This window comes from Chromobacterium rhizoryzae, from assembly GCF_020544465.1.
Classification (GTDB): domain Bacteria; phylum Pseudomonadota; class Gammaproteobacteria; order Burkholderiales; family Chromobacteriaceae; genus Chromobacterium.
Window position 1 is genome coordinate 3565680 of record NZ_CP066126.1, and the last position, 22869, is coordinate 3588548.

Sequence of the window (22869 nt, forward strand, 5' to 3'; positions counted from 1 at the left end):
TTTCTTTCCTCGGGCTCAGGCCGCTTGTAGGCAGGCCTGCATTTTTTTGAGAGCGCTCTTGTTGATCTGGCAGACGCGCGCTTCGGTCAGCGCCAGCACCGCCGCGATCTCCTTGAGACTCAGTTCAAATTCGTAATACAGCTGGATCACTTGCTGTTCGCGCGGGTTCAGCGCCTGCAAGGCCACGGTCAAGGCGCTTTTCAGCGCCAGCCGCTGTTCCGGATTGTCTTCCGCCGCCGGCTCCAGGCCCTGGGCCATCAGTTCGTCGAAGCTGGACAGCGCTTCCGCGTTGTCGGCCAGCAGCGCCTCCTGATAGGCCTCGGCGCTGAGGCCCAGCAGCTGCATCGCCTCGGCTTCGCTGGGTTCGCGCCCCAGCTTGCGGCTGAGCAGGCGCAGGCCGTCGCGCACGCGGTGGGCTTCCTGGCGCACCGAGCGCGGCCGCCAGTCCAGCCGGCGCAATTCGTCCAGGATGGCGCCGCGAATGCGCAAAATGGCGAAGCCGGCGAACTTGTCGTCCGGCTCGCCGTAGCGGCGCAGGCTTTCCAGCAAGGCCATCAGCCCCACCTGCTCCATGTCTTCGCGGTCGAACACGCCGCCGGCCTGAGACGACAGCTGGCGCGCCACCCGCTTGACCAGATGGGCGTACTGACGCAGCGCCTCGGCTTCGCCGCCGGCGCTGGCCGGGGCTTCGGCGTAACTGGCGTACATGGCGGCTTACTCGATGATCAATTTGCTGACCATCACCTCGCTGAACGGCGCATCGCGTCGCTCGCGCAGAAAACCGCCGGCATAGGCCTTGGCCAGCAAACGCTGGTAGTCGTCTATGCTCATCGTCAGCGCCTTGTCCGCAGGCAGCTCCGACAGCGCGCGCACGGCGATGCTCTTCAGGAAGGGCAGCTGGGACTTGACCTCGGCCTCCTGCTTTTCATTGCTGCGGAACACCAGGTCCACCGCCATGAAGCGGGTGGCGGATTCCCCTCCGCGCAGCATCACGATCACCTTGTCCATGCTGACGAAGCGCGCGTCCAGCGCCGCCGCCGGCTTGGGCGCTTCCGCGGCCTGCGGCGCGCGCGAACTCAGCCACCACCAGGCGCCGCCGCCTGCGGCCAGCGCCGTCACGATGGCCACGATCAAAATCACTACGATGTTTCGATTCATTCTTGTGCTTCCGCTGCTCAGCCCTGGCCCAGCCAGAAGCCTTGTCCATCACCCTGCCCCGCTTCCGCCAGCGCCCGTCCCGGCGCGCGTTGCGGCTGCTGTTGCCCCTGGCGTTCCTGACGCTGCTGGCCGCCCTGCCCCGGCGCGCCTTCGCGCACCTCCACCGCCACCTGGGTGTATTGGCGGTTGGACAGGTCCTGGCGCAGCGCGTCGCCGATGGCTTGCAACTGGCGCACCACTTCGCCGTGCGAGGCGGTCAGTTGCACTTGCAGCGCGCCGGCTTCGTGGCGGATGGAGATTTCCAGCGAGCCCAGCGAGGGCGGGTCCAGCCGGATCAGCGCGCGGTCCATGCCGTGGCTGCTTTGCACTTGCAGGCGCTCGCCCAGCGCGGCGCTGAGCTTGTCGCCCCATTTGGCCGCTTGTTCCGCGGGCAGCTTGATCGGCGCCCATTCCGGCAGCGGCGCGCCGGCCTTGTCCTGCGGCTGCGGCGCGATGGCGGCCAATAAGGGCGCGGCGGCTTGCGCCGGCGCCGGCGTTTCGCGGCCGGCCTGAGCCTCGCCGGCCGCGGCCGGCTTGGCCGGCAACGGCGCCAGGGTGTTGAGCGCGGCGGACAGCGCGTCCGCCGGCAGCGCCGTCTCGGCGCTCCGGCGCGGCGTCGCGGCGCTGGCGACGAGCGCGGCCGCGTCCATCCCGGGCTGCGCCGGCGCGCCGGCCTGCGGCGTCGGAGCCAGCGGCTGCGGCATGGCCGGCGTCGCCGGCAACGGCGGCGCGGCCAGGGCGAGCGGCTGCGCCGCCGGCGTTCCGGCCTTGGCCTCGTCGCCCGCGGGGGCCTCGGCGTCTGCGTCTGCGTCCGCCGCCGGCGCGGCGTTCTGCCCGTCCATCAGGCTGGCCAGCAAGGCGCTGGCGAAGTCGCCGCCGGACGCCGGCGCCGCCGCGTTCGGGTCCAGCAGGGGATCGGCCGGCGCGACGTCGGCGGGCGTTGACGCGCCGCCGGCGAGAAGATTGGGGGGCAAGGATACGTTCATGCTTGATTCCAGTCGCTGACTTCGGCGTAGGCGATTTGCGCGTCGCGCTGATGGCTCAGCGCGGCGATTTTGTCTTGTAGTTCCGCGGAGTCGGCGCGGCAGACTTCCAGCGCGTCGCGGTAGGCGGCGCGCAGAGCGGCGCGCGCGGCGGCGTCCAGCGCCTGAGGCTGGGTGCGCAGCAGCTCGGCCAAGAGTTGGTCCAGCGCGGCCAGGCGCTCCCAGTCGCGCTCGGCGCAGGCGCGGCGGATGGCGGCTTCCAGCGCGGCCGGCTCAGGCGGCTTCATGCTGGTCCCGCACGCCTATCCAGCCGCCCTTGAGCTTGATCAGCAGCTGTTCCGCCTCGTCCAGCGCCGCCACGTCCAGATTGACGCTGGCGTGGTAGAGCCGGTAGGCGCAGTAGTCGTAAAGCCGCGCCAGATTGGTGACCACCTCGCCGCCGGAATCGAAGTCCAGCGCGCTGGACAGGCCGTTGAGGATGTTGATGCACTTGCTGATGCTCTCGCCCTTTTGCTCGTAGCGCTGGTTTTCCAGATGGCCGCGCGCGCGCGCCATTTCTTCCAGCAGGCCGTCGAACAGCACCAGCACCAATTGCACCGGCGAGGCGGCGTGGGTCTGCGCTTCCAGATTGACCGCGTGATAGCTGCGGTAGGCGTCGTATTCCACGTTGTCGTGCTCCTGTTCTAATTCAATAGGCGGGAGGGGGTCCCTCCCGCCGAATTCTGTGCGGCCAAGCAAACCCGGGCTGGATTCAGAAGGACAGCATGCCCAGAGTCTTCTGCATGTCTTCCTGCATCTTCTGCAGCTGGGTGAACTGCGTCAGATAGCGCTTGTAACTCTGGTCGTACTGGGTCTTCAGCCGCAGCTGGCGGCTATCCAGATCTTTCTGGATGCGGGATTCGGAATCCTTGCGCAGCTTGAGCAGGCCGCTGCTGCCGTTCAGCCATTTGTCCAGGTAGTCGCTGCTTTGCTTGACCACGCCGTTCTTGTTGTCGCCGTTGACGAAACGGTCCAGCGCGTCCGGCTTGTCCTTCAGAGTGTCGTTCAGCTTCTTGCTGTCCAGGCTCAGGGTGCCGTCGCGGTTGGCCTTGATGCCCAGCTGGTTCAAGGTAATGCCGTCGTATTCCTGACGCAGCAGGCCGTTGATGCCGTCTTTCAGGCTGCGGATGCCGGAGTCGCTGGCGAAGGGGCCGCCGGTCTTGCCTTCCTTGCCCGGAGCGGACAGATCGGAGATGGCGCTGGCCAGCTTGTTGTAGCTGTCGACAAAGCCTTGCACATTGCCGACGGTGTCGGCCTCGTTGCGCGACACCGACAATTGCAGCGGGGTGTCGCCGGTTTTCATCGCCTTGCTGATGGTCAGGTTGACCCCGTCAATGCTGTCGAAAGTGTTGGACGCCTGCTTCATCTGCACGCCGGTGTCTTTATTGCCCAGCCAGACGATGGCGTCCTGCCCCTTGGTCAGCTCCTTGGGGCTGGCGAGTCCGCTCTTCAGGCCGGCGTCGCTGACCTGGCTCAGGTCCAGCGTGACGACGCCGCTCTCGCCGGTCTTGCCGGAGGACATCACCAGCTGGCTGGCGCCGCCGTTGTTCAACACCATGGCGTTGACCTTGCCGCTGTTGCCGCTGGCGCGGTTGATGGCCAAAGCCAGCTCCGACGGAGACAGATTGCCGTCGCCGTCGCGGTCCGCGCTGCTGAGGTCCACTTCAAAGCTGTCGCTGCCCTGGCGGATGGTGATCTTGTCGCCGGCCTGGGCCTTGGCGCCGGACAGGCTGCCGAAGGACAGCTGATGGGCGGTGGCCACTTGTTCGATGAACAGCGAGTAGTTGCCCGGCTGAGCGTTGCCCTTGGCGCTGACGCTGCCGAAGCCTTCCTGGCTGATGCTAGCGCTCATCGCCACCAGGCTCTTCTTGGTGGTGATGCCACTCAGCGCGCTGCGGTAGTCTTGCAAGGCCTTTTGCAGCTTGTTCAGCGCGTCGCCGCGCGCCTGCGCCGCCTTGCTCTGATTGTCCAGCTGGTTCTGGGCGTCTTGCAGATACAGGCTGGCGGCGTTCTGGGCCAGCGCCGAGGGCGGGGTCTTGCTGAAATCGATAGCCATTTAGAATCCTTTCGCTGTACGCGGGCCGGAGCGCGGTCGGCGCGCCGAGATGAGATCGCCGGTATTGAGATCGACGCTAATGACTATCCCTTGCGACCGCCGGCCGGCTTTTCTTGAGCCGCCGTGAATAATCACGCTCCGCGCAGCCAGGCTTGCCCGGCCAGTTCGTCGGTTTGCTTCTGTTCTTTCTTCAGCCGCAGGCGCAGCAGGCTTTCCGCCGCCTGGTCGCGCACCTGGACCATCACTTCGCGGCGCAGGCTGGCTTGCAGCAGCGCGCGCTGGCTGACCGCGGCGTCCGCCTCGGCCAGTTGCAGATCCTGCTGCTGCGAGGCCATCAGGCCCAGCAGCGCGCCCTTGTAGTCGGCGCAGTTGCGCGCCAAAGCTGGGTGGCCGGCGTCGGCGCTGGCGCCGCTCTGGCCGCAGAGCTCGCCCATGCGCAAGATGTTGCGGCGGTAGCGTTCCTGCAGCTGGCGCTTGCCTTCCACCTCGCTTTGCAAGCGATCCACGTCCTGCTGCCGCAATTGGACCATCAGGCCCAGGCGGCGCACGTCTTCGGGCTGGCTCATGTCGCGATCATCTCCATCAAACCGTTGCGGCTGTCTTCATAGCTCGCGGCCTCGGCCGCGCCCTGGCGCAAAAAGGCTTCCAGCCTGGGCATCAGCCGCACCGCGCGGTCGGTGTCCGCGTCGGCGCCGGCGACATAGCCGCCCAAGGGGATCAGGCTGCGCACTTCCTGGTAACGGGACCAGGCGCCGCGCGCGCCGCGCGCCGCCTCCGCGTGTTCCGCCGCGGTCAGCTGGCTCATGCAGCGGCTGACCGAGCGGCCGATGTCGATGGCCGGATAATGGCCGCGCTCGGCCAGTTCCCGCGACAGCACGATGTGGCCATCCAGGATGGCGCGCGCGGTGTCCACCACCGGGTCTTGCTGATCGTCGCCTTCGGCCAGCACGGTGTAGATGGCGCTCATGCTGCCGGCGCCGCCCTCGCCGTTGCCCGCGCTCTCCGCCAGCGAGGGCAAGAGGCCGAACACCGACGGCGGATAACCGCGGGTGGCCGGCGGTTCGCCCAGTGCCAGCGCCACTTCGCGCTGAGCCATCGCGTAGCGGGTCAGCGAATCCACCAGCAGCAGCACATTGCGGCCCTGGTCGCGGAAATGGGCGGCGATGGTGTGGGTCAGTTCGGTGGCCTTCAGCCGCATCAGCGGCGATTCGTCGGCCGGCGCCACCACCAGCACCGCCTTGGCCAGGCCGGCTTCGCCCAGCGAGTGCTCGACGAACTCCCGCACTTCGCGGCCGCGCTCGCCGATCAGCCCCACCACCACCACGTCGGCTTCGGTGTGGCGGGTGATCATGCCCAGCAACACGCTTTTGCCGACGCCGGAACCGGCGAACAGACCGACGCGCTGGCCGCGGCCTATGGTGAGCAGGCTGTTGATCGCGCGCACGCCCACGTCCAGCGGCGCGGACACCGGCTGTTTTTTCAAGGGATTGACTTGCGGCGGGTGGGCGGCCAGCGGCTGTTCGCCGCCAAGACGGCCCAGGCCGTCCAGCGGCTCGCCCAGGCCGTTGACGATGCGGCCCAGCCAGGACGGGCCTATCATCAGGCCGCCGCCGTCGGCGGCGGGCAGCACCCGCGCGCCGGTGGTCAGACCCACCGGCTTCTTGAACGGCATCAGGTAGGAGACTTCGCGCTTGAAGCCCACCACCTGGGCTTGCAGCCAGCCGCCGCCGGTGGTTTCGATCACGCAGCGCTGGCCGGTTTCCAGCGGACAGCCCACGCTTTCCAGCAGCAGGCCGGACGCGCCCACCAGGCGGCCGCTGACGGTGGCCACCGGCACCTCGGGCAGTTCCAGCCGTCCCAACGCCTGGCGCAGCATGGCTTAAGCCTCCGCCTCGGCCGCCGCCGGCTCGTCGGCGTCGTGTTGCAGTTGTTCGCGCACGGTGGCGATGCAGGCCTCCAGCCGCTGCTGACAGCCGGCGTCGGCCTCGGACTCCGGCGTGCGGATCCGGCATTCACCGTGCGGCAGCTGCGCGTCGGCCACCAGCCGCCAGCGCGCGGCGCGCTCCGGCGCCAGTTCGCGGATGCGCTGGCATTCTTCGGCGTTGAGCAGGATTTCCACCTCGTCCTGCTGGTATTGGCCCGGCGGCAGCGCGGCCAGGGTTTCGTCCACCAGGTCCAGGATCTGCACCGGCTTGAGCGCCAATTCGCAGCGGATGACCTGGCGCGCCACCTTGGCCACCAGTTCCACCACCTCGTCGCGCATCGCCGCCTGGTATTCCTCGCTGACGCGGCGCAGTTCGGCCAGCGCGGCCTCCAGCGGCCGGCCCAGGTCGGCCAGCTCGGCCAGGGCTTCGCGGCGCGCGGCCGCCTGCCCTTCCTGGCGGCCCTGCTCCAGGCCCGCGGCGTAGCCGGCCTCTCGGCCGGCGGCTTCCCCGCTGGCCAGGCCTTCGTTGTAACCGGCGTCCATGCCCTGACGGAAGCCGTCGGCGGCGGAGGCCTGGATCTGGGCGGAGTCCTGCGCGTTCAGCGGCAGGTCCAGCGCGCTGTGGATCAGCGGCGGGAAGCGGAAGGGGCGCCAGGCCTTCACTCGACCACTTCCTCTGGGAACAGCTGCAGGTCGATTTCGCCGGCCTGGGCCAGCTGTTTGACCTGAGCCATGATGTCGGCGCGCACTTCTTCCACGCGGCTCAGCGGCACCGGGCCGGAGCGGCGCATCATCGCGTCGAAGTTTTGCGCCTGGCGGCGCGGCATGGTCTGGACGATGGCCTCGCGCACCGCCGGCTCCGCGCCCTTGAGCGCGATCGCCCATTGCTCCAGCGGAATGTCTTCGCTGATGCGCATCAGCACGGCCTCGGTCTGACGCGACAGGATGAAGAAGTCGTACATGCGGGTTTCGATTTCCTCGACGATGTCCGGATCGTGGGCGCGCAGCAGTTCCATCATGCGCTGGCGGTCGCCCGGCAGGCGGTTGAGGATGTCGGCGGTCTGCTGCATGCCTTCCACCGCGGTGCTCTGGGTGTGCAGGCTTTCCAGACAGCGGTTGACCAGTTCTTCCAGCTCTTCCAGGAGTTCGCGGTCCACGTCCTTGAGCCGGGCCACGTTGACCAGCACGCTGTCGCGGCTGTCCGCCGGCAGCGCGTCCACCACCTGGCCGGCCAGGGCCGGCGGCAGGAAGGCGAGGAACACCGCCTGCATGCGCACGTGTTCGCCGGCGATGCGGTCCGCCAGCCATTGCGGCGACACCCATTGCAGCCGCGCCATCTTGGGACGGATGGCGTCGCCGTAAATGGTGTCCAGCACGCTGTTGGCGATGTCGCTGCCCAGCGCCAGATCCAGCGAGCGCTTGAGGAAGGCGCGGCTGGCGCCGTGCACCCCGCTCTGCTCGCGGTATTCGTCGAAGAATTTCTGAATCGTGGTCTTGACCGCGTCCACCTTGATGCCGCTCATGCCGGACATCGCCTGGGTCACTTGCAGCAGTTCTTCGCGGCTCAGGCAGCGCAGCACGGCGGCGGCGGGCTCCTCGCCCATGCACAGCAAGAGCACGGCGGCCTGCTCGATGGTGTTCATCGCTTCGGCGGCGGGCGCGGCGGCGGCCGGCGGCAGGGCCGGCGCTACGGCGTTATTGGTTTCGTCCATTTTTCTGCACCCATTGTTTGACGACTTCGGCGACGCGTTCCGGCTCTTTGGCGGCCAGGCCCTTCAGATGGTCGACCAAGACGTCGACGCTGGAGCCGGCCGGCGGCAGATCGTAGTTTTCCAGCAGCGGCACCACCGGGCTGGCGCCGGCGCCGGCCGCGGCCAAGGCCGCCGGCTGCGGCGCGGAGGACAGCTGCGCCTGGCGCGCGGCGCGCAGGTCGGCGCCGTCCATCAGCGGATCGGGTTTCAGTTCCAGCGCTTCCGGCTGCTGGTATTCGCGCAGCTGGCGGTCGGTCAGCTGACGCAGCATCTTCAGCAGCGGACGCGCCAGCAGCAGGTAGGCCAGCAGCAGGCCGAAGGCGTAAACGGCCCAGCGCGCGGCTTCGAACCAGGTGTCCTGCTGCATCCAGATCGGCTCCGGCTCGGACAGCGCGGAGAAGTTGAGCGTGGACACCGCCAGGGTGTCGCCGCGCTCGGCGTGTATGCCCAGGCCGTTGCGCAGCACCTTGTCGACATTGGCCAGTTCGGCCGGCTTCCAGCCGCCCTTGGCCGGCGCGGCGGCCTGGTTCAGCACCACGGCCACGCTGAGGCGGCGCAGCGTGCCGCGCGCCTTCTTGATCTGGGTGACGCTGCGGTCGTAGGCGTATTGGCGGGTGACGGCGTTCTTGCTGTTGCCGGCTTTTTCCGAAGCCGGGCCGGAGGCGTCGGTGTTGACCGGGCGGTTGCTCAGCGAGCCGGGCACGCCCAGCGCCATTTTCTCGGTGGAGGTTTCCTCGCGCGAGGCCTCGTTGGTGACCTTGGGCGCCTCGCCGTATTTCTCGCGGGTTTCCTCGACGCGGTCGTTGTCCACGTCGGCGGTGACGCTGACCTTGAAATTGTCCTTGCCCAGCACCGGGGTCAGCAGATCGCGGACGTTTTGCAGCGCTTCCTCGCGGAAGCGGCGCGCGGCGTCGCTCTCATTGCCGCCCAACACCCCGTCGTCGCTCAGGTCCACGCGCGAGGACAGCAGATTGCCGGCCTGGTCCACCAGGGTGACCTGGGACGGCGACAGCGTGGACACGCTGCCGGCCACCAGCTTGATCACCGCGGCCACTTGCTCGTTGCTCAGTTGCTGGCCGGGCTTGAGGGTGACCACCACCGAGGCGGAGCCCTTGTCGTTGACGGCGCCGACAAAAGACGTGGCGCGCGGCAGCGACAGATGCACGCGCGCGGCGGACACCGGCTCCAGCGCCAGAATGCTTTGCACCAGCTCGCCCTCCAGGCCGCGGCGGAAGCGCACGTCCTGGACGAACTGGCTGACGCCTAGCGGGTCGTTCTTGTCCAGCAGCTCCAGGCCGGACGGCAGCTGCGCCACCACGCCCTTGGCCGCCAGCTGCATGCGCACGCGGCCCAGCTGGCTGTCCGGCACCAGCACCTGGCCGGTTTGCGGATGGATGCGATAGGGGATTTTCTCGGCGTCCAGCACCGCCATCATGTCGGCGGCCACCACTTTTTCCTGGGCGCCGAACACCGGCTTGTAGCTGGCGTCGTCGCGCCACAGCCACAGGCTGATCATCACGGTGAGGCCGATGGCCAGCGCGACGATGGGCAGCGCCAGGCGCAGGGAGGGTCCGGAAACGGGCCAACGGCCGCCCAGACGGGTTTGCACGGCCGCGACGCCGCTGCGGAAACGATTCAACACGGGCATGGTCCTCGCGGCTTACAGCTGCATCTTGATCAAGTCGTCCACGGCGCCCACCACCTTATTGCGCACTTGCATCAGCATGGAGAACGACAGGCTGGCTTCCTGGCTCATCAGCATGGCGCCGACCAGGTCGTCGCTCTTGCCGCTGTCCACATCGGCCATTTTTTCGGAGGCGGCGCGGTTCTGCGCGTCCACATCGCGGACGGCGGCGCCCATGGCGTCGGAGAAGCTGGCGGCGGAGGCCGGCTCTTCGCTGTGTTGCGGCGGCGCAATCGGCGCGCCGCGCGCCATCCCGGCCATTTCGCCGAGCATTTGCTTGCGGTCGGCATGAATCATCAAACCCAGGTTGGTCGCCATCGGAAATCCTTGTCGGGCGGTGCCCGTTATTATTGAGTGGCCAATCAAGGCCGGTTTCACGTCTGCGGCCCGCCGCGCGGCGGCGAGCGTATCGAAGCGGCAGCCCCGAGATGAGGACTTGTAACCATGCCATCATCCTGACGCCAGGATACGAGCGGCGATTTTAAACTTTATGCTTAAACCAACAGCCGTGAATTTTCACAAACTCTGACGTGAATTTTCCCCCTTTACCCAACGGCGGCAGCCAGTAAGATGCACACTCCATAAGGTTTAGCCTGCCGTTTGCCTCCGTCCGCGAGCCGCGAATTTAGTACCTTCTAGTACAGTTCGCATCCAGCGCCGCAGAGGGCGGGCCGGCCTTGATGAACACCAGGACGCCGCGGTTTAAGCGCCGCGCCCCTGCCGTCGCCCGCGCGCGCCGGCCGGGCGCGCCGGCGGCGCCAAGCCCACGCCTTCACCGAGAATCGAGATGCCAAGAGCCAGAATCATTTCGCAGCATGACGGCGCCCAATTGCCGGCTCTCGACCTGCGCACGCTGGGACGGCCGTTCCATCTGCTACCCGTCTTCGGCAAAGCCCTGCAAGAAGAGCTGGCGGATTTCCTGCAGCAAGAATTGAACCGCCGCTACCACGCGCGTTTCCACATCCGCGCGCTGGAACAGACGCAACCGGCCGCCGACGAGCGCCGCTGGCTGTGGCACGCGCTGGACGGCTGCCAGCTGGGCAGCCATATCGAACGGCCATTGTTGCTGCGCTTGCTGGACTACCGCTTCGGCGCGCCGACGGCGCAGCCGGACGCCGACGCCGCCGCGCCGGCGGAAACCGAAACCGAACGCCGGCTGGCGCGCAGCCTGGCGGAACGGCTGCTGCCGCGGCTGCTGCAATGCGTTTTGCGCCTGGACCGCCAAGCCGGCGGCCTGCCGCCCGGCCCGGCCGACTGCGCGCCGCTGCCCTTCGTGCCGCCCGGCACCGGGGTCTGGGAGATACGCCTGGACATCGGCGACGGCGAGCACGCCGTCGGCGCGCTGCGCCTGCAACTGGACGCCGCCTGCTTCGAACGGCTGCTGAAAAACCTGTCCGGCCGCCGCGACAGCGCCGACGCCCAGGCCGCGCCGGCGGACACCTTCCGCGAGCGGCTGCGGGTGCGGCTGCAAGCGCGGCTGCTGGACCGCGAAATGGCGCTGGGCGACATCATGGACCTGCGCCCCGGCAGCGTGCTGCCGGTGACGCTGCAGGCCAGGAGCGAAGTGCTGGTCGGCGCTTCGCGGCTGTTCGACGCCGAAGTGGCCGAGCAGCACGGCAAGCTGTGCCTGACCGGCTTTGTCGCCAGCGAATGACTCCACAAACACAGAACAAGCAAGGATTAGCATGGACTTGAACGACGATTTCGACCTGGGCGGCGTGCTGGACGGCCTGGACGGTCAGAACGACGCGGACGCCAAGCCGGCGGACGACGCCGCGGCGCGCCGGCCGCAACGCGACATGACCCAGTTCCTGCGCAAGATCCCGGTCCGGCTGACGCTGGAAGTGGGCGGCGCCGACATCTCGCTGGCCGATCTGGTCAATATCGAAAACGGCTCGGTGGTGGAGCTGGACAAGCTGGCCGGCGAACCGCTGGACATCAAGGTCAACGGCACGGTGATCGGCCGCGGCGAAGTGGTGGTGGCCGGCGAGAACTACGGCCTGCGGGTGGTGGAGCTGAACGATCTGGAACTGGACAGCCTGGCCTGATGGGACTCTTGAAGAAGCTGCGCCCCCTGCTGCGACCCGGCCTCATCGCTGCGGGGCTTTGGGCGCTGGCCGCCGCCTGTCAGGCCGAGCCGCTGAAGCTGCTGTCGGCCAACGCCGGCGGCACGCCGGTGGATTTCACCATCAAGACTCAGATCCTGATCCTGATGACCTTGCTCGGGCTCTTGCCCGTGCTGGTGCTGATGATGACCAGCTTCACCCGCTTCATCATCGTGCTGTCCCTGCTGCGCCAGGCGCTGGGCCTGCAGCAGGGCCTGCCCAACCGCATCGTCACCGGCGTGTCCTTGATCCTGACCCTGCTGGTGATGCGGCCGGTGGGTCTGGAGGTGTGGAACCATGCCTTGCAGCCCTTCGATCAGGACAAGATCACCATGCAGCAGGCGCTGGAGATCGCGCAGAAGCCGATCAGCCGCTTCATGCTGGCGCAAACCAGCAAGACCGCGCTGGCGCAGATCGCCAGGCTGTCCGGCGAGGAAAAGATCAACAATCCGCAGGACCACGCCTTCGCAGTCAAGCTGGCCGCCTTCGTGCTGTCGGAGTTGAAGACCGCGTTCCAGATCGGCTGCATGCTGTTCATCCCCTTCCTGGTGATAGACCTGGTGGTGTCCAGCGTGCTGATGGCGATGGGCATGATGATGCTGTCGCCGCTGGTGATTTCGCTGCCGCTCAAGCTGCTGCTGTTCGTGCTGGTGGACGGCTGGTCGCTGACGGTGAACACCCTGGTCACCTCGATACAGGCTTATTGACCGCGCTCTTGAGAATGGACTTCCCATGCTGACTCCCGACATCGCCGTCGACATCGTCAACGACAGCTTGCGCGTCGTCGTCACCCTGGTGGTGTTGCTGATCCTGCCCAGCCTGATCGTCGGCGTCATCGTCAGCCTGATCCAGGCCGCCACCCAGATCAACGAGCAGACGCTGTCCTTCCTGCCCCGGCTGCTGGTGACCTTGCTCACCATCGCCGTCGCCGGCCACTGGATCACCGGCTTCCTGATGGATTTCTGCGTGGCGATGTTCCAGCGCGCCGCCGGTCTGGTCGGATAGCCGTGACCGGCCTCTACGCCCAGCTGCTGGACCTGATCCCGGCCTTCTGGTGGCCGTTCTGCCGGCTGATGGCCGCCTTCAGCGTGGCGCCCTTCATCGGCGAGGGCATGGTGCCGGTGCGGGTGCGCATCGGCCTGGCGCTGGCCTTGTCCGCCGCCACGCTGCCGGCCACCCTGCCGCTGCCCAAGCTGGACCTGTTCTCGCTGGCCGGCGTCGCCGCCAGCATCGAGCAGGCGGTGATCGGCCTCGTCTTCGGCCTCGCCTTTCAGCTGGTGCTGGCGGTGCTGGCCGTGCTCGGCTTCCTGGTGTCCTCGCAGATGGCGCTGTCCATGGCGGTGATGAACGACCCCGGCAACGGCAATTCTTCCGATGTGGTGTCCAGCCTGCTCTACCTGCTGGGCGCCATGATCTTCTTCTCGCTGGACGGCCATTTGCTGCTGATCCAGGTGGTTTACGCCAGCTTCCAGGCCTGGCCGGTGGGCGGCGGCGTGCCGGCCGCCTCGCTGTCCATGCTGGCCGGCGGCGTGGCCTGGGTCTTGTCCGCCGCCATGCTGCTGGCGCTGCCGGCGGTGTTCGCCACCTTCGTGGTGCAGGCCGGCGTCGGCATGATCAACCGGGTGGCGCCGTCGCTGAACCTGTTCTCGCTGGGCTTCCCGCTGATTACTCTGTTCGGTCTGGGCACGCTGGGCCTGGTGGCTCGCTTCATCCCCCAGCAATACCTGAACCTGAACGAACAGATGCTGCGCCTGCTGGACGGCATGCTGAGGGCCGGCCATGGCTGAGGGGCGCGGCGGCGACAAAACCGAAAAGGCCACGCCGCACAAGCTGCGGCAGGCGCGCAAGCAAGGCCAGGTGCCGCGCTCGCGCGATCTGGCCGCCGCGCTGGGCCTGTTGTTAGCGCTGAAACTGGCTTTCTGGCTGATGCCGCAGTGGCTGGACGAATTCCGGGAATTGTTCGCGCTGGCCTTCGCCCCGCTCTCCGGCAGCGGCGCGCTGGACAACAGCTGGTCCAAGCTGTTCGCCGGCACCTTGCTGCTGCTGGTCAAGATGGTGCTGCCGCTGGCGGTGATTCCGCTGTGCATGATCGTGGTTTCGCTCTATCCCGGCGGCTGGGTGTTCAGCCTCAACCATCTGCAGCCCAAGCTGGAGCGCTTCAATCCGCTGGCCCACTTCGGCCGCATCGCCTCGGCGCGGCACGCCAGCGAGATCGGCAAATCCATCGCCAAGGCGCTGTTGCTGGGCTGGGTGCTGTACCGGCTGAGCCAGAGCGCGCTGGAAGACTTCTTCGCCTTGCAAGGCGCGCCCTTCGCCACCGCTCTCGCCGGCAGCGCCGAGCTGCTGATCAACGCGCTGCTGACCCTGACCGCGGTGTTCATGCTGTTCGCGCTGATCGACCTGCCGCTGCAAATCCTGCTGTTCATGAAGCAGCAGAAGATGAGCAAGCAGGAAATCAAGGAAGAGTACAAGAGCACCGAGGGCCGGCCGGAGATCAAGCAACGCATCCGCCAGATCCAGATGCAGATGGCCCAGCGCGGCGTGCGCAAGGCGGTGCCCACCGCCGACGTGGTCATCGTCAACCCCGAGCACTACGCGGTGGCGTTGAAATACGATGAGGAGCGCGCCGAGGCGCCCTTCATCATCGCCAAGGGCCTGGACGAGATGGCGCTCTACATCCGCCAGGTGGCTCAAGAGCATCAGGTGGACATCGTGCCGCTGCCGCCGCTGGCGCGCGCCGTCTACCACACCACCCAGGTCAACCAACAGATTCCCGCGCCGCTGTACCGAGCGGTGGCGCAAGTCCTGACCTATGTCATGCAACTCAAGGCCTTCCGCAACGGATCGCGCCGCAGCCAGCCGCGGCTGCCGGACGATTTGCCGATCCCGCGCGACATGGCCGATCCCAGAACCGCATCATGAACGCTTTCACTCGACTGCTGGCCGACATCGGCCGCCACAAGATCGCCGCCCCGCTGTTTTTGCTGGCCATACTGGCCATGGTGATGCTGCCCTTGCCGCCGATGGCGCTGGACATGCTGTTCACCTTCAACATCGTGCTGGCCATCATCGTCATCCTGGTCAGCGTCTCCGCCAAGCGGCCGCTGGACTTCTCCGCCTTCCCCACCATCATCCTGGCCACCACCCTGCTCAGGCTGTCGCTGAACGTGGCGTCCACCCGGGTGGTGCTGCTGCACGGCCATGAGGGCACCCACGCCGCCGGCCGGGTGATCGAGGCCTTCGGCCAGGTGGTGATAGGCGGCAACTTCGTCGTCGGCATGGTGGTCTTCGTCATCCTGATGATCATCAACTTCATGGTGGTGACCAAGGGCGCGGAACGGATCTCGGAAGTGTCCGCCCGCTTCACCCTGGACGCGCTGCCCGGCAAGCAGATGGCCATCGACGCCGACCTCAACGCCGGCCTGATCAATCAGGAGCAGGCGCAGCAGCGCCGCCGCGACATCGCCACCGAGGCCGATTTCTACGGCGCGATGGACGGCGCGTCCAAGTTCGTGCGCGGCGACGCCATCGCCGGCATCCTGATCCTGATCATCAATCTCTTCGGCGGCGTGGCCATCGGCGCGCTGATGCACGGCCTGTCCGCCGGCGACGCCTTCCGCCAGTACGCGCTGATGACCATAGGCGACGGCCTGGTGGCCCAGATCCCGGCCCTGCTGCTGTCCTCGGCCGCCGCCATCATCGTCACCCGCATCAGCGACGACGGCGACATGCAGGAGCAGGTGGGCAAGCAGATGCTGGCCTCCCCCACCGTGCTGATGAGCGCCGCCGGCATGATGCTGGTGCTGGCCGCCATCCCCGGCATGCCCTGGCCCACCTTCCTGGGCTTCGCGCTGCTGCTGGGCTTCGTCGCCTGGCGGATGCACCGCCGCCAGCAAGTGCTGCCGAACCAGCCGGACCCGGCGCTGGCGAAAAGCGCGCTGGCCGGCGACGCCGACATCGAACTGGAATGGGGCGCCCTGCCCTATGTGGACACGCTGGGCGTCAACCTGGGCTACAAGCTGGTGTCGCTGCTGGACAAGAGCCAGGGCGCGCCGCTGGCCAAGCGCGTGCGCGGCGTGCGCCAGAGCCTGAGCGAGGGCATGGGCGTGCTGATGCCGCCTGTGAACCTGCGCGACGATCTGCGCCTCAAGCCCTCGCAATACGCCATCCTGCTCAGCGGCAACACCGTGGCCGAGGGCGAGGTCTACGCCGACCGCCTGATGGCCATCCCCTCGCCGGAGCTGTACGGCGAGGTGGACGGCATGCCCGGCGTGGACCCGGCCTACGCGATGCCGGTGACCTGGATCCTGCCCGACGACAAGAGCAAGGCCTTGGGCCTGGGCTATCAGGTGGTGGACTGCGCCAGCGTGGTGGCCACCCATCTGAACAAGGTGATGCGCGAGCATCTGGCCGAGCTGTTCCGCCACGACGACGTGGCCGCCATCAACGAGCGGCTGTCGGCGCTGGCGCCCAAGCTCGCCTCCGCGCTGAACCAGGCGCTGCCAGCGCCCTTGCAACTCAAGGCCTACCGCCAGCTGCTGACCGACAATGTGTCGCTGAAGGACATCGGCCCCATCGCCAACGCCCTGCTGGACGCCAGCGAAAGCAGCAAGGACCCCATCATGCTGGCGGCCGAGGTGCGCTGCGCGCTGAAACGCCAGATCGTGCAATCCATCCTGGGCCCACGCGGCGAGATGAAGGCCTTCAATCTGTCCGCCGATCTGGAAAACCTGCTGCTGGGCGCGCTGAGCCAGGCGCAGCAAACCGGCAAGCCGCAGCTGGACAGCTTCCCCATCGACCCCAACGTGCTGCAGCAGTTGCAGGCCAATATGCCGGTGGTGCGCGACCAGATGAAACAGCTGGGCCACGCGCCCATCCTGCTGGTGATGCCGCAGATCCGCCCGCTGCTGGCGCGCTACGCGCGCTTGTTCGCGCCCGGCCTGCACGTGCTGTCCTACAACGAAGTGCCGGAAACCCGCGAAGTCAGCCTGACCGGCACCCTGGGCTGAGCGCCCGCCCACGATCAAGCCCGCCGCGGGCGCGCGTCGCCGCGCCCGCACGCTCTTCGCATGATATGCGAAATTACAACACCCTCTGCCCCAAGCCGTCCGCCTCCGCCCAAGCCGCCATCCGCCCAATAAAATCAAACATCTAACTGCCCTTCACCGGCCAAGCCTTAATAAGCCACAGGCATAACACAGCTCGAATCTGTACCAAGGAACAGGTTTCAATCTGTATGCCCAATTTTAAAATGAAAACCTTTTTTGCATTTTCAGCGAAAATTTTTCGCAAATTTTGCAAAAGCTGACTAATATCGGCTAAGTAGAAACCCCAGCGTCGACGTGCCCGCCCCTGCCCGGAAGGCCATCCGCCCTCCGCTCGCCGCCGCCGATAATGAAGAAAGACAGCAGCCCTCCGCCCGCGCCGGCGGCAAGCTGCGGACCAGAACGACCCGATAGTCGCCCTACTCCAAAGACATGCAAATGACACAGAACAAGCCAACCACTGAAATCATCAACGCCAATATCCGCACGCATCTGGAACAGCGCGGCCTGGCGGAGTCGCAACAGGTCAGCCTGATCGAGGAAGTGCTGGGCCTGAGCGCGTCGCAAACCTACCGCAAGCTCAACGGCAGCAGCCAGTGGCAGTTGGGTCAATTGGAGAAGCTGGCGCAATACCTGGGCCTGCCCACCTCCGAGCTGCTGGTGTCGCAAGACAACCGCCGGCCGGTGCGGGTGCCGGACGCCGACCTGATCCCGGCCATCCTCCACCTGACCGACCACACCGAGGAAGCCCATTGCTGGATACAGCTGGGCGACGTGGTCCAGGACGACTCCATCTCCCCGCTCTTGCTGGCGCGCCGCCAGGGCGACAGCTGGCATGTGTATCCGGGCAGCCACGACCGCTGCATCAACGGCCACGAAGTCACCTATCTGGCGGTGCAGCCGCCCAAGCGCGCCAACAACAAGCGGCTGCTGGTGGCGGTGCTGGACGATATGGACGCCGACATCCTGGCGGCGGTGCTGGTGCGCCAGGGCCTGTTCGCCCTGCCCTACGAGTCCCCGTCCGAGCTGCTGGCCGCGCTGCCGCACGAGGAGTTCGACGCCTTCGTGCTGGACTGGGTGCTGGGCGACGACGATTGCATGAAAGTGATAGAAACCATACGCCAGCGCTCGGCCACCGTGCCCATCATCGTGCTGACCGGCCACGCCGAGGAATACGAATCCGCCTTGCAGCAGGCGCTGCGCATCCAGGGCGTTTACTACATCGGCAAGCCCACGCCGGGCTCCATCCTGGCGCTGCAGATCACCAATGTGGTGACCGCGGCCCACGATCTGGAAGTCTGAGCAGACCCGCTCCAGCCGCCGAGCGACATGAAAAAGCCCTGGATCTCCAGGGCTTTTTTCTGTCCGGCCATGCGCCGCCGCGTTCAGCCGCGTCGGGCCACCACGTCCAGCATCTGCCGCAGCTGGCCGGCGTCGAAGGGTTTGGCCAGGATGCCGGCGAAACGCTGGGCGCGCGGATCCTGAAACGCCTCCGGGTAAGCGCTCATGCCGACGACGGCGGTCTGTTCGGCGCGCCGGCCGCTCCAGGCCCGCTCCGCCACCTGATAGCCGCTGTCCGCGCCCAGATGCATGTCCAGCAGCACGGTGTCGAAATCGGCCCGCTCCAGCGCCTGCTCGGCCAGCGCCGCCGTCTCCGCGGTGGCCACTTGGTAGCCGTCGCGCTGCAGCAGCTCGGCCAGGGTGTCGCGGATGTCGGCGTCGTCGTCCACGATCAGCACCGACTGCGGACCGGCCGACTCCAGCGCCTGCACCGGCAGGCGCACGGTGAAGCAGGCGCCCTTGCCCTCGGCGCTGTCCAGCTCGATGCAGCCGCCGAACAGATTGACCAACTCCTTGACGATGGACAGGCCCAGGCCGCAACTGCCGGCGCGGCGGTGCTTGCCCTGGATGAAGGGCTGGAAAATGCGCTGCTGATACTCCAGCGGAATGCCCACGCCGGTGTCGCGCACCTGCAGCACCAGTTCATGGTGGCCGGTGGCGCGCAGGCAGGACACGCTGACCGTCACCGCGCCGCTGTCGGTGTAGCGGATGGCGTTGGACACCAGATTGCCCACCACCTGGCGCAGCCTGACCTCGTCCAGCACCACCTTGGCCGGCAAGGGCCCGGCCTGGTAGTTCAGCGCCAGGCCCTTGGCGTCGGCCAGCGGCCGCATCACGTCCATGGTGGCTTGCAGCACCTCGGCCAAGGGCATGGGCTGCGGATTCATCCGCAGCTTCATATTGCGGATGGCGCTGATGTCCATGATGTCGTGCACCTGGGCCGACAAATGCGACACGCTGGTTTTCAAACGCTGCAAGGCGGTGCGCGCGGTCTTCTGGCCGTCCGCCACCGGCTCCAGCAATTCGATGCACACCTGCATGGACTGCAAGGGCGAGCGGATCTCGTGGCTCAGCGTGGCCAGGAAGGTGGTGCGGTCCAGCTCCATCGCCACCGTGGCCTGATGCGCGGACTGCTCCTTCTCCAGCAAGGCCTGTTTGGCGCTGGCCAAACGCTTGACCGAGCTGTAGCGCGACAACAGCAGGATGACCGCGCAGATCACGCCCCACAGCACCGATTGCAGATACAGCACATTGCTGCGCTGGCGGTCCAGATCCTCCAGCCGCTCGGTGCGGCTCTTGACCTCGGCCACCCTCGCCTCCACGGCGAAGGCCATCAGTTGCGGCCGCAGCAGATCGATGCGCTCCAGCAGCGCCGGCGCCGAGTCCAGCGCCGGGTGGCTGAAGGCGGGGTCGTTGAACAATTGCTGGTAATCCGCCACCAGGGTGTCGAAGCCCTTCACCTGGCGCAGCAACATCTGCACCCGCACCGGCGCCGGTTCGGCAAACACGTGGAAACGGCTATTGGCCACTTCCAGCCGCCGCAACAACTCGTCTTGCTTGATGCGCCCGGCCTGGAAACCCACCAGCGCGGACTTGGCGCGCTCCATTTCCAGCTGGAACTGCGCCACCGACCAATACAAATCCTCGCTGCTATTGGCCACGGAATTGACCTTGCCCAGCTGGCTGATGCTGTAATACATGCCGCCGGCGGCGGTGATCAGCACCAGCAAGCCCACCCACAGCATGCGCCGGCCCTCCGGCCAGCCGCCCCAGCCGGAAATCAGCCGCCGCAGGCGGCTGAGCCAGCCCGGCGCGGCGTCGGAAGACGCTTGATTGTCCTGGTCCATCAGTTCACCACCAAACCGTCTATCTGCCAGATCAGCTTGGCGTCCAGCGCCGGCCCCTTGGCCGAATCCGGCATCTGCTCCAGCGGATACATCAACCACAAGGGCCCGTAGCGGGCCACGTTCATCGGCTGCTGATTGAAGCGGCGCGCCAGGATGGCGCGATACTTGACCAGCTCGCTGACCGGAATGGAATAGGTATAGTCGTTGAGCGCCACGAACTGGGCCTGGTGGCCGTAGGCGCCCACTTTATTCAGAATGTCCCGCACCAGCGGCCCGCTGAAGGTGGCCTTGGGCGTCCAGCTGGTGGCGGTGACCAGCGAAGTTTGCGGCAAGGCCATCAGCGCGCTCTCGCGGAACTCGTACACGCCGCGCGCCGAATCGGTGAAATGGCTGATCTTGCCCGACACCACCAGCAAAACCGGATCGTCGCCGGCCCGGCACGCTTGCGCCAGCAGGGCGAAAACCAGCAAGCAAAAGACTCTCTTCATCTTGGCCAACGCTTCACTTGATTGAAAAACCGTACCGCCGCGCGCTGCTGGGCAACAGCCGGCGGCAGTTGAGAACCCGTTCGCGATCCGCGGGCCGCTTCGGCCGCGGCGCCCGTTTCGCGGGCTTGCCCCGCGGGATGGCGAACAACTTCTAAAAAAAATCGGCACTCGGGACCGGTGCCGCTTCGCCGCCGCAAACGGCGCCGCCCGCGGGCGGCCCGTTCTGGCGGCCGGCTTACTCTTCCAGCAGACGCTTCACCACGTCCACGTATTCCTGCTTGGCCTCGTCGCTGCCCTTGCCTTTCAGCTTTTCCCAGGCGTCGAATTTGGCGCGGTTGATGAAGTCCATCATGCCCGGGCGCTCGCCGGCGGCGTCGCCTTCGGTCGCCTGCTTGAACAGCGCGTACAGCTGCAACAGGGTCTGGTTGTCCGGACGCTCGGACAGGGTCTTGACATCGGCCTGAGCCTGGGTGAACAGAGTCTGCAGATCAGACATGGGAATTCCTTTGTTGAAGGCCGGGACGTTCGTACGCCCCTGATTGGAGATGTTAGCCTCCGGCAAGCAGCGCCGGAGAGCGGAATTTACCACGAACCCGCGCCCTTGGTCAGCCGCCGGCCCGGCGTCCGGCCTCAATTTTGTTCCACCGGCCCGCTCCAAGGCCGCCCTGGCCCGGGAGAGCCTTGCACAGGCTTGAGAATGTGTTCGCGATCTCGCGAGCTAAGGCGAGACAAGGCGAAAACGTCTGAGAAAGCGGAGTGCGCACGCGGCGCATCAGCCTTTCGAAGGGGCGCTCACCGTGCAACGCCCCGCGACGCGCGGCAGATCGTAAACACGTTCTAAGGCCGGCCCGGCGCCGCCGTTTCCGTCAACGGCGCCGTCTCCAGCAGAATTCGTTTATAGCTCTTCACCGCAATGCCGTCTTTGCGCGCAGGCAAGAAGCGCGCGCGCCGGAACGGCTCCAGCTGCGCGTCGCCGTCCGCCGGCGCCGCCCCCGCCCATTGCGCCGCGTCCACCCCGCCCTGCTCATTGATATAGACGCGCAGCTCGAACACCGGCGGATCCCCAGGCATATCGGCCAGTATCGGCGGCACGATGGGCTCCAGCGGCTCCGCCAGGCGCTCCAGCTGTCCGGCCGGATAATAAAGGTCCAGGCCCAGCCGCTGCGGCAGCCCCTCATCGGCGGCGGCGGCTTGCTCGCCGTTTGCCGCCGGCGCGGAGGCTTCCGGCGCGGGGACGGACGCGGCCGCCGGCAGCGTCTCCTGCCGCGGCGCCGACGCCTCCGCCAAGGCTTGCGACGCCCCGGGCCCGGTCATGGCCGGCGGCAGAGCGGCCGGCTCCGCGGCAAGGCCGGAAGCCGCGGACCGGACGGCGTCCCGCGCCGCGCTGGCAGCGGGCGGCGCGGCGGACAGACGCACGCTCAGACCGGAAACCGCGCCCTGCGCGCCGCCGGCCGGCCACGGCGCGAACAAGGCCAGCCCGTGCAAGGCCAGCGATAGCGACAGGCCCAGCAACAGGCGGTCGCCGTCGGACAAGCGCCGGCCCGGCCGCGCCGTCATCGCCGCCCGCCAGGCGCGACAACGGCCTGCCCCGGCGTCGCGCGGACGCAGGGGCAGGCCGTGGAATTCCGCTTAGCGGCGCCTGCCTTCATGCGCTCACTTGGCGTTGAGCAGCTTCTCGATATCGTCGCCATCGATCGCGCCCGGCACCAGCTGGCCGTTGGCGAAGATCAGGCCCGGCGTGCCGGTGATGCCCAGCTTCTCGCCCAGCTGCTGAATCTTCTCCAGCGGAGTGTCGCAATTGTCCGGACCGGTCAGCGGCTTGCCGTCGCGCATGAAGCCGGACCAGGCCGCCACTTTGTCGGGCGAGCACCAGATCTGCTTGGACTTGCGCATCGCGTCCGGGTGCAACTGGGACAGCGGGTAGAGGAAGGTGTAGATGGTCACGTTGTCCAGGTTCTTCAGGCCTTCGCGCTCCAGCTTCTTGCAGAACGGGCAGTCCGGATCGGAGAACACCGCCAGCTTGCGCTCGCCCTTGCCGCGCACTTCCTTCAGCGCGTATTCAAACGGCAGCGACTTGAAGTCCACCTTGTTCAGCTCGGCCATTTTCTTCTCGGTCAGGCTTTCCTTCTTCACCGCGTCGATCAGATCGCCGACAAACAGATAGCTGGCGTCGGCGTTGGTGTACACCACCTGCTTATTGTCCACCACCACCTCGAAAATCCCTTTCACCGGGGTGGCGCTCACCGCCTTGACCGGCTTGCCGGGGAAACGGCCTTCAAACGCCTTCTTCACGTCGCCGGCGTTGCCGCTGCCGGCGGCTTGCGAGCAAGCGGCCAGCGCCATCATCAGGGAGGCGCCCAGCGCCAGGGACTTCAGGTTCTTCTTCATCAATCTTTATCCTTGAAAGGA

Annotated in this window: 25 protein-coding genes; 8 read left to right on the forward strand and 17 right to left on the reverse strand. The window is 67.0% G+C overall.

Going from position 1 to position 22869, the window contains the following annotated elements; translation table 11 throughout:
* Nucleotides 1–15: 15 nt before the first annotated feature.
* From JC616_RS16040 to JC616_RS16095, 12 genes are all read right to left on the reverse strand, one after another.
* A complete protein-coding gene (locus JC616_RS16040; RefSeq protein ID WP_107799888.1) occupies nucleotides 16–708 on the reverse strand; it encodes an RNA polymerase sigma factor FliA in 693 nt (230 codons plus the stop codon).
* 6 nt (nucleotides 709–714) lie between these two features.
* On the reverse strand, nucleotides 715–1158 hold the full coding sequence (locus JC616_RS16045) for a flagellar basal body-associated FliL family protein (protein ID WP_107799889.1): 444 nt from the start codon (nucleotides 1156–1158) through the stop codon (nucleotides 715–717).
* 17 nt (nucleotides 1159–1175) lie between these two features.
* A complete protein-coding gene (locus JC616_RS16050) occupies nucleotides 1176–2183 on the reverse strand; it encodes a flagellar hook-length control protein FliK (RefSeq protein WP_227104204.1) in 1008 nt (335 codons plus the stop codon).
* Nucleotides 2180–2467, reverse strand: a complete 288-nt coding sequence (locus JC616_RS16055; RefSeq protein ID WP_107798664.1) for an ABC transporter substrate-binding protein — start codon at nucleotides 2465–2467, stop codon at nucleotides 2180–2182. Before JC616_RS16055 ends, JC616_RS16050 begins: the two co-directional genes overlap by 4 nt.
* Nucleotides 2454–2846, reverse strand: coding sequence for a flagellar export chaperone FliS (gene fliS / locus JC616_RS16060; protein WP_048407819.1), 393 nt, complete (start codon nucleotides 2844–2846; stop codon nucleotides 2454–2456). Before fliS ends, JC616_RS16055 begins: the two co-directional genes overlap by 14 nt.
* Nucleotides 2847–2931: 85 nt before the next feature.
* Nucleotides 2932–4275, reverse strand: coding sequence for a flagellar filament capping protein FliD (gene fliD, locus JC616_RS16065; RefSeq protein ID WP_227104205.1), 1344 nt, complete (start codon nucleotides 4273–4275; stop codon nucleotides 2932–2934).
* A 131-nt stretch (nucleotides 4276–4406) separates the two neighbouring features.
* A complete protein-coding gene (fliJ, locus tag JC616_RS16070) occupies nucleotides 4407–4841 on the reverse strand; it encodes a flagellar export protein FliJ (RefSeq protein WP_081575891.1) in 435 nt (144 codons plus the stop codon).
* Entirely contained in the window at nucleotides 4838–6151 is a 1314-nt protein-coding gene (fliI, locus tag JC616_RS16075; RefSeq protein WP_227104207.1) for a flagellar protein export ATPase FliI, read from the reverse strand. Before fliI ends, fliJ begins: the two co-directional genes overlap by 4 nt.
* Nucleotides 6152–6154: 3 nt before the next feature.
* Nucleotides 6155–6862 carry a flagellar assembly protein FliH gene (gene fliH / locus JC616_RS16080; RefSeq protein WP_107798661.1) on the reverse strand — a complete coding sequence of 236 codons (708 nt, stop codon included), beginning with the start codon at nucleotides 6860–6862 and terminating at the stop codon, nucleotides 6155–6157.
* On the reverse strand, nucleotides 6859–7911 hold the full coding sequence (locus tag JC616_RS16085) for a flagellar motor switch protein FliG (RefSeq protein ID WP_048415757.1): 1053 nt from the start codon (nucleotides 7909–7911) through the stop codon (nucleotides 6859–6861). Before JC616_RS16085 ends, fliH begins: the two co-directional genes overlap by 4 nt.
* On the reverse strand, nucleotides 7895–9592 hold the full coding sequence (gene fliF / locus JC616_RS16090; protein WP_227104209.1) for a flagellar basal-body MS-ring/collar protein FliF: 1698 nt from the start codon (nucleotides 9590–9592) through the stop codon (nucleotides 7895–7897). Before fliF ends, JC616_RS16085 begins: the two co-directional genes overlap by 17 nt.
* Before the next feature lie 18 nt (nucleotides 9593–9610).
* Nucleotides 9611–9952 (reverse strand): flagellar hook-basal body complex protein FliE, encoded by a 342-nt coding sequence (locus tag JC616_RS16095; protein WP_107798659.1) that lies wholly within the window; start codon nucleotides 9950–9952, stop codon nucleotides 9611–9613.
* 469 nt (nucleotides 9953–10421) lie between these two features.
* On the opposite strand from JC616_RS16095, the gene JC616_RS16100 reads away from it, so the two are divergent.
* From JC616_RS16100 to JC616_RS16135, 8 genes are all read left to right on the forward strand, one after another.
* Nucleotides 10422–11288 (forward strand): FliM/FliN family flagellar motor switch protein, encoded by an 867-nt coding sequence (locus tag JC616_RS16100; RefSeq protein ID WP_227104211.1) that lies wholly within the window; start codon nucleotides 10422–10424, stop codon nucleotides 11286–11288.
* Nucleotides 11289–11319: 31 nt separating this feature from the next.
* Complete coding sequence (gene fliN / locus JC616_RS16105) at nucleotides 11320–11682, forward strand: flagellar motor switch protein FliN (RefSeq protein WP_107798657.1); 363 nt, start codon at nucleotides 11320–11322, stop codon at nucleotides 11680–11682.
* Nucleotides 11682–12446 (forward strand): flagellar type III secretion system pore protein FliP, encoded by a 765-nt coding sequence (gene fliP, locus JC616_RS16110; protein ID WP_227104213.1) that lies wholly within the window; start codon nucleotides 11682–11684, stop codon nucleotides 12444–12446. The genes fliN and fliP overlap by 1 nt, the downstream gene beginning before the upstream one ends.
* 25 nt (nucleotides 12447–12471) lie before the next feature.
* The gene (gene fliQ / locus JC616_RS16115; RefSeq protein WP_048407810.1) at nucleotides 12472–12744 is read left to right on the forward strand and encodes a flagellar biosynthesis protein FliQ; all 273 of its coding nucleotides are present in this window, start codon (nucleotides 12472–12474) and stop codon (nucleotides 12742–12744) included.
* Between the two features lie 2 nt (nucleotides 12745–12746).
* Nucleotides 12747–13526 carry a flagellar biosynthetic protein FliR gene (gene fliR, locus JC616_RS16120; protein WP_227104215.1) on the forward strand — a complete coding sequence of 260 codons (780 nt, stop codon included), beginning with the start codon at nucleotides 12747–12749 and terminating at the stop codon, nucleotides 13524–13526.
* Nucleotides 13519–14661: a flagellar type III secretion system protein FlhB gene (gene flhB, locus JC616_RS16125; RefSeq protein ID WP_107798655.1), complete on the forward strand. Its 1143-nt coding sequence runs from the start codon at nucleotides 13519–13521 to the stop codon at nucleotides 14659–14661. The genes fliR and flhB overlap by 8 nt, the downstream gene beginning before the upstream one ends.
* On the forward strand, nucleotides 14658–16748 hold the full coding sequence (locus JC616_RS16130) for a flagellar biosynthesis protein FlhA (RefSeq protein WP_227104217.1): 2091 nt from the start codon (nucleotides 14658–14660) through the stop codon (nucleotides 16746–16748). Before flhB ends, JC616_RS16130 begins: the two co-directional genes overlap by 4 nt.
* Before the next feature lie 474 nt (nucleotides 16749–17222).
* Nucleotides 17223–18086 carry a helix-turn-helix domain-containing protein gene (locus JC616_RS16135; RefSeq protein ID WP_158274251.1) on the forward strand — a complete coding sequence of 288 codons (864 nt, stop codon included), beginning with the start codon at nucleotides 17223–17225 and terminating at the stop codon, nucleotides 18084–18086.
* Between the two features lie 83 nt (nucleotides 18087–18169).
* Here the strand turns inward: JC616_RS16135 and JC616_RS16140 are convergent, their stop codons facing one another.
* From JC616_RS16140 to JC616_RS16160, 5 genes are all read right to left on the reverse strand, one after another.
* Complete coding sequence (locus JC616_RS16140; protein WP_227104219.1) at nucleotides 18170–19972, reverse strand: ATP-binding response regulator; 1803 nt, start codon at nucleotides 19970–19972, stop codon at nucleotides 18170–18172.
* Nucleotides 19972–20442: a molybdopterin-dependent oxidoreductase gene (locus JC616_RS16145; RefSeq protein ID WP_158274250.1), complete on the reverse strand. Its 471-nt coding sequence runs from the start codon at nucleotides 20440–20442 to the stop codon at nucleotides 19972–19974. Before JC616_RS16145 ends, JC616_RS16140 begins: the two co-directional genes overlap by 1 nt.
* A 253-nt stretch (nucleotides 20443–20695) precedes the next feature.
* Nucleotides 20696–20956: an acyl-CoA-binding protein gene (locus JC616_RS16150; RefSeq protein WP_019101840.1), complete on the reverse strand. Its 261-nt coding sequence runs from the start codon at nucleotides 20954–20956 to the stop codon at nucleotides 20696–20698.
* A 341-nt stretch (nucleotides 20957–21297) separates the two neighbouring features.
* The gene (locus JC616_RS16155) at nucleotides 21298–22017 is read right to left on the reverse strand and encodes a hypothetical protein (RefSeq protein WP_227104221.1); all 720 of its coding nucleotides are present in this window, start codon (nucleotides 22015–22017) and stop codon (nucleotides 21298–21300) included.
* Nucleotides 22018–22113: 96 nt separating this feature from the next.
* Nucleotides 22114–22848 (reverse strand): thioredoxin fold domain-containing protein, encoded by a 735-nt coding sequence (locus JC616_RS16160; RefSeq protein WP_107800060.1) that lies wholly within the window; start codon nucleotides 22846–22848, stop codon nucleotides 22114–22116.
* Nucleotides 22849–22869 lie beyond the last annotated feature (21 nt).

Coding starts and splice junctions, on each gene's coding strand:
- JC616_RS16150 (WP_019101840.1), bottom strand. CDS start 20,956: ATGTCTGATCTGCAGACTCTGTTCACCCAGGCTCAGGCCGATGTCAAG.
- JC616_RS16050 (WP_227104204.1), bottom strand. CDS start 2,183: ATGAACGTATCCTTGCCCCCCAATCTTCTCGCCGGCGGCGCGTCAACG.
- JC616_RS16155 (WP_227104221.1), bottom strand. CDS start 22,017: ATGACGGCGCGGCCGGGCCGGCGCTTGTCCGACGGCGACCGCCTGTTG.
- JC616_RS16040 (WP_107799888.1), bottom strand. CDS start 708: ATGTACGCCAGTTACGCCGAAGCCCCGGCCAGCGCCGGCGGCGAAGCC.
- JC616_RS16135 (WP_158274251.1), top strand. CDS start 17,223: ATGACACAGAACAAGCCAACCACTGAAATCATCAACGCCAATATCCGC.
- JC616_RS16055 (WP_107798664.1), bottom strand. CDS start 2,467: ATGAAGCCGCCTGAGCCGGCCGCGCTGGAAGCCGCCATCCGCCGCGCC.
- fliJ (WP_081575891.1), bottom strand. CDS start 4,841: ATGAGCCAGCCCGAAGACGTGCGCCGCCTGGGCCTGATGGTCCAATTG.
- fliP (WP_227104213.1), top strand. CDS start 11,682: ATGGGACTCTTGAAGAAGCTGCGCCCCCTGCTGCGACCCGGCCTCATC.
- JC616_RS16045 (WP_107799889.1), bottom strand. CDS start 1,158: ATGAATCGAAACATCGTAGTGATTTTGATCGTGGCCATCGTGACGGCG.
- JC616_RS16100 (WP_227104211.1), top strand. CDS start 10,422: ATGCCAAGAGCCAGAATCATTTCGCAGCATGACGGCGCCCAATTGCCG.
- flhB (WP_107798655.1), top strand. CDS start 13,519: ATGGCTGAGGGGCGCGGCGGCGACAAAACCGAAAAGGCCACGCCGCAC.
- fliI (WP_227104207.1), bottom strand. CDS start 6,151: ATGCTGCGCCAGGCGTTGGGACGGCTGGAACTGCCCGAGGTGCCGGTG.
- JC616_RS16085 (WP_048415757.1), bottom strand. CDS start 7,911: ATGGACGAAACCAATAACGCCGTAGCGCCGGCCCTGCCGCCGGCCGCC.
- JC616_RS16140 (WP_227104219.1), bottom strand. CDS start 19,972: ATGGACCAGGACAATCAAGCGTCTTCCGACGCCGCGCCGGGCTGGCTC.
- fliN (WP_107798657.1), top strand. CDS start 11,320: ATGGACTTGAACGACGATTTCGACCTGGGCGGCGTGCTGGACGGCCTG.
- JC616_RS16095 (WP_107798659.1), bottom strand. CDS start 9,952: ATGGCGACCAACCTGGGTTTGATGATTCATGCCGACCGCAAGCAAATG.
- JC616_RS16130 (WP_227104217.1), top strand. CDS start 14,658: ATGAACGCTTTCACTCGACTGCTGGCCGACATCGGCCGCCACAAGATC.
- JC616_RS16160 (WP_107800060.1), bottom strand. CDS start 22,848: ATGAAGAAGAACCTGAAGTCCCTGGCGCTGGGCGCCTCCCTGATGATG.
- fliQ (WP_048407810.1), top strand. CDS start 12,472: ATGCTGACTCCCGACATCGCCGTCGACATCGTCAACGACAGCTTGCGC.
- fliD (WP_227104205.1), bottom strand. CDS start 4,275: ATGGCTATCGATTTCAGCAAGACCCCGCCCTCGGCGCTGGCCCAGAAC.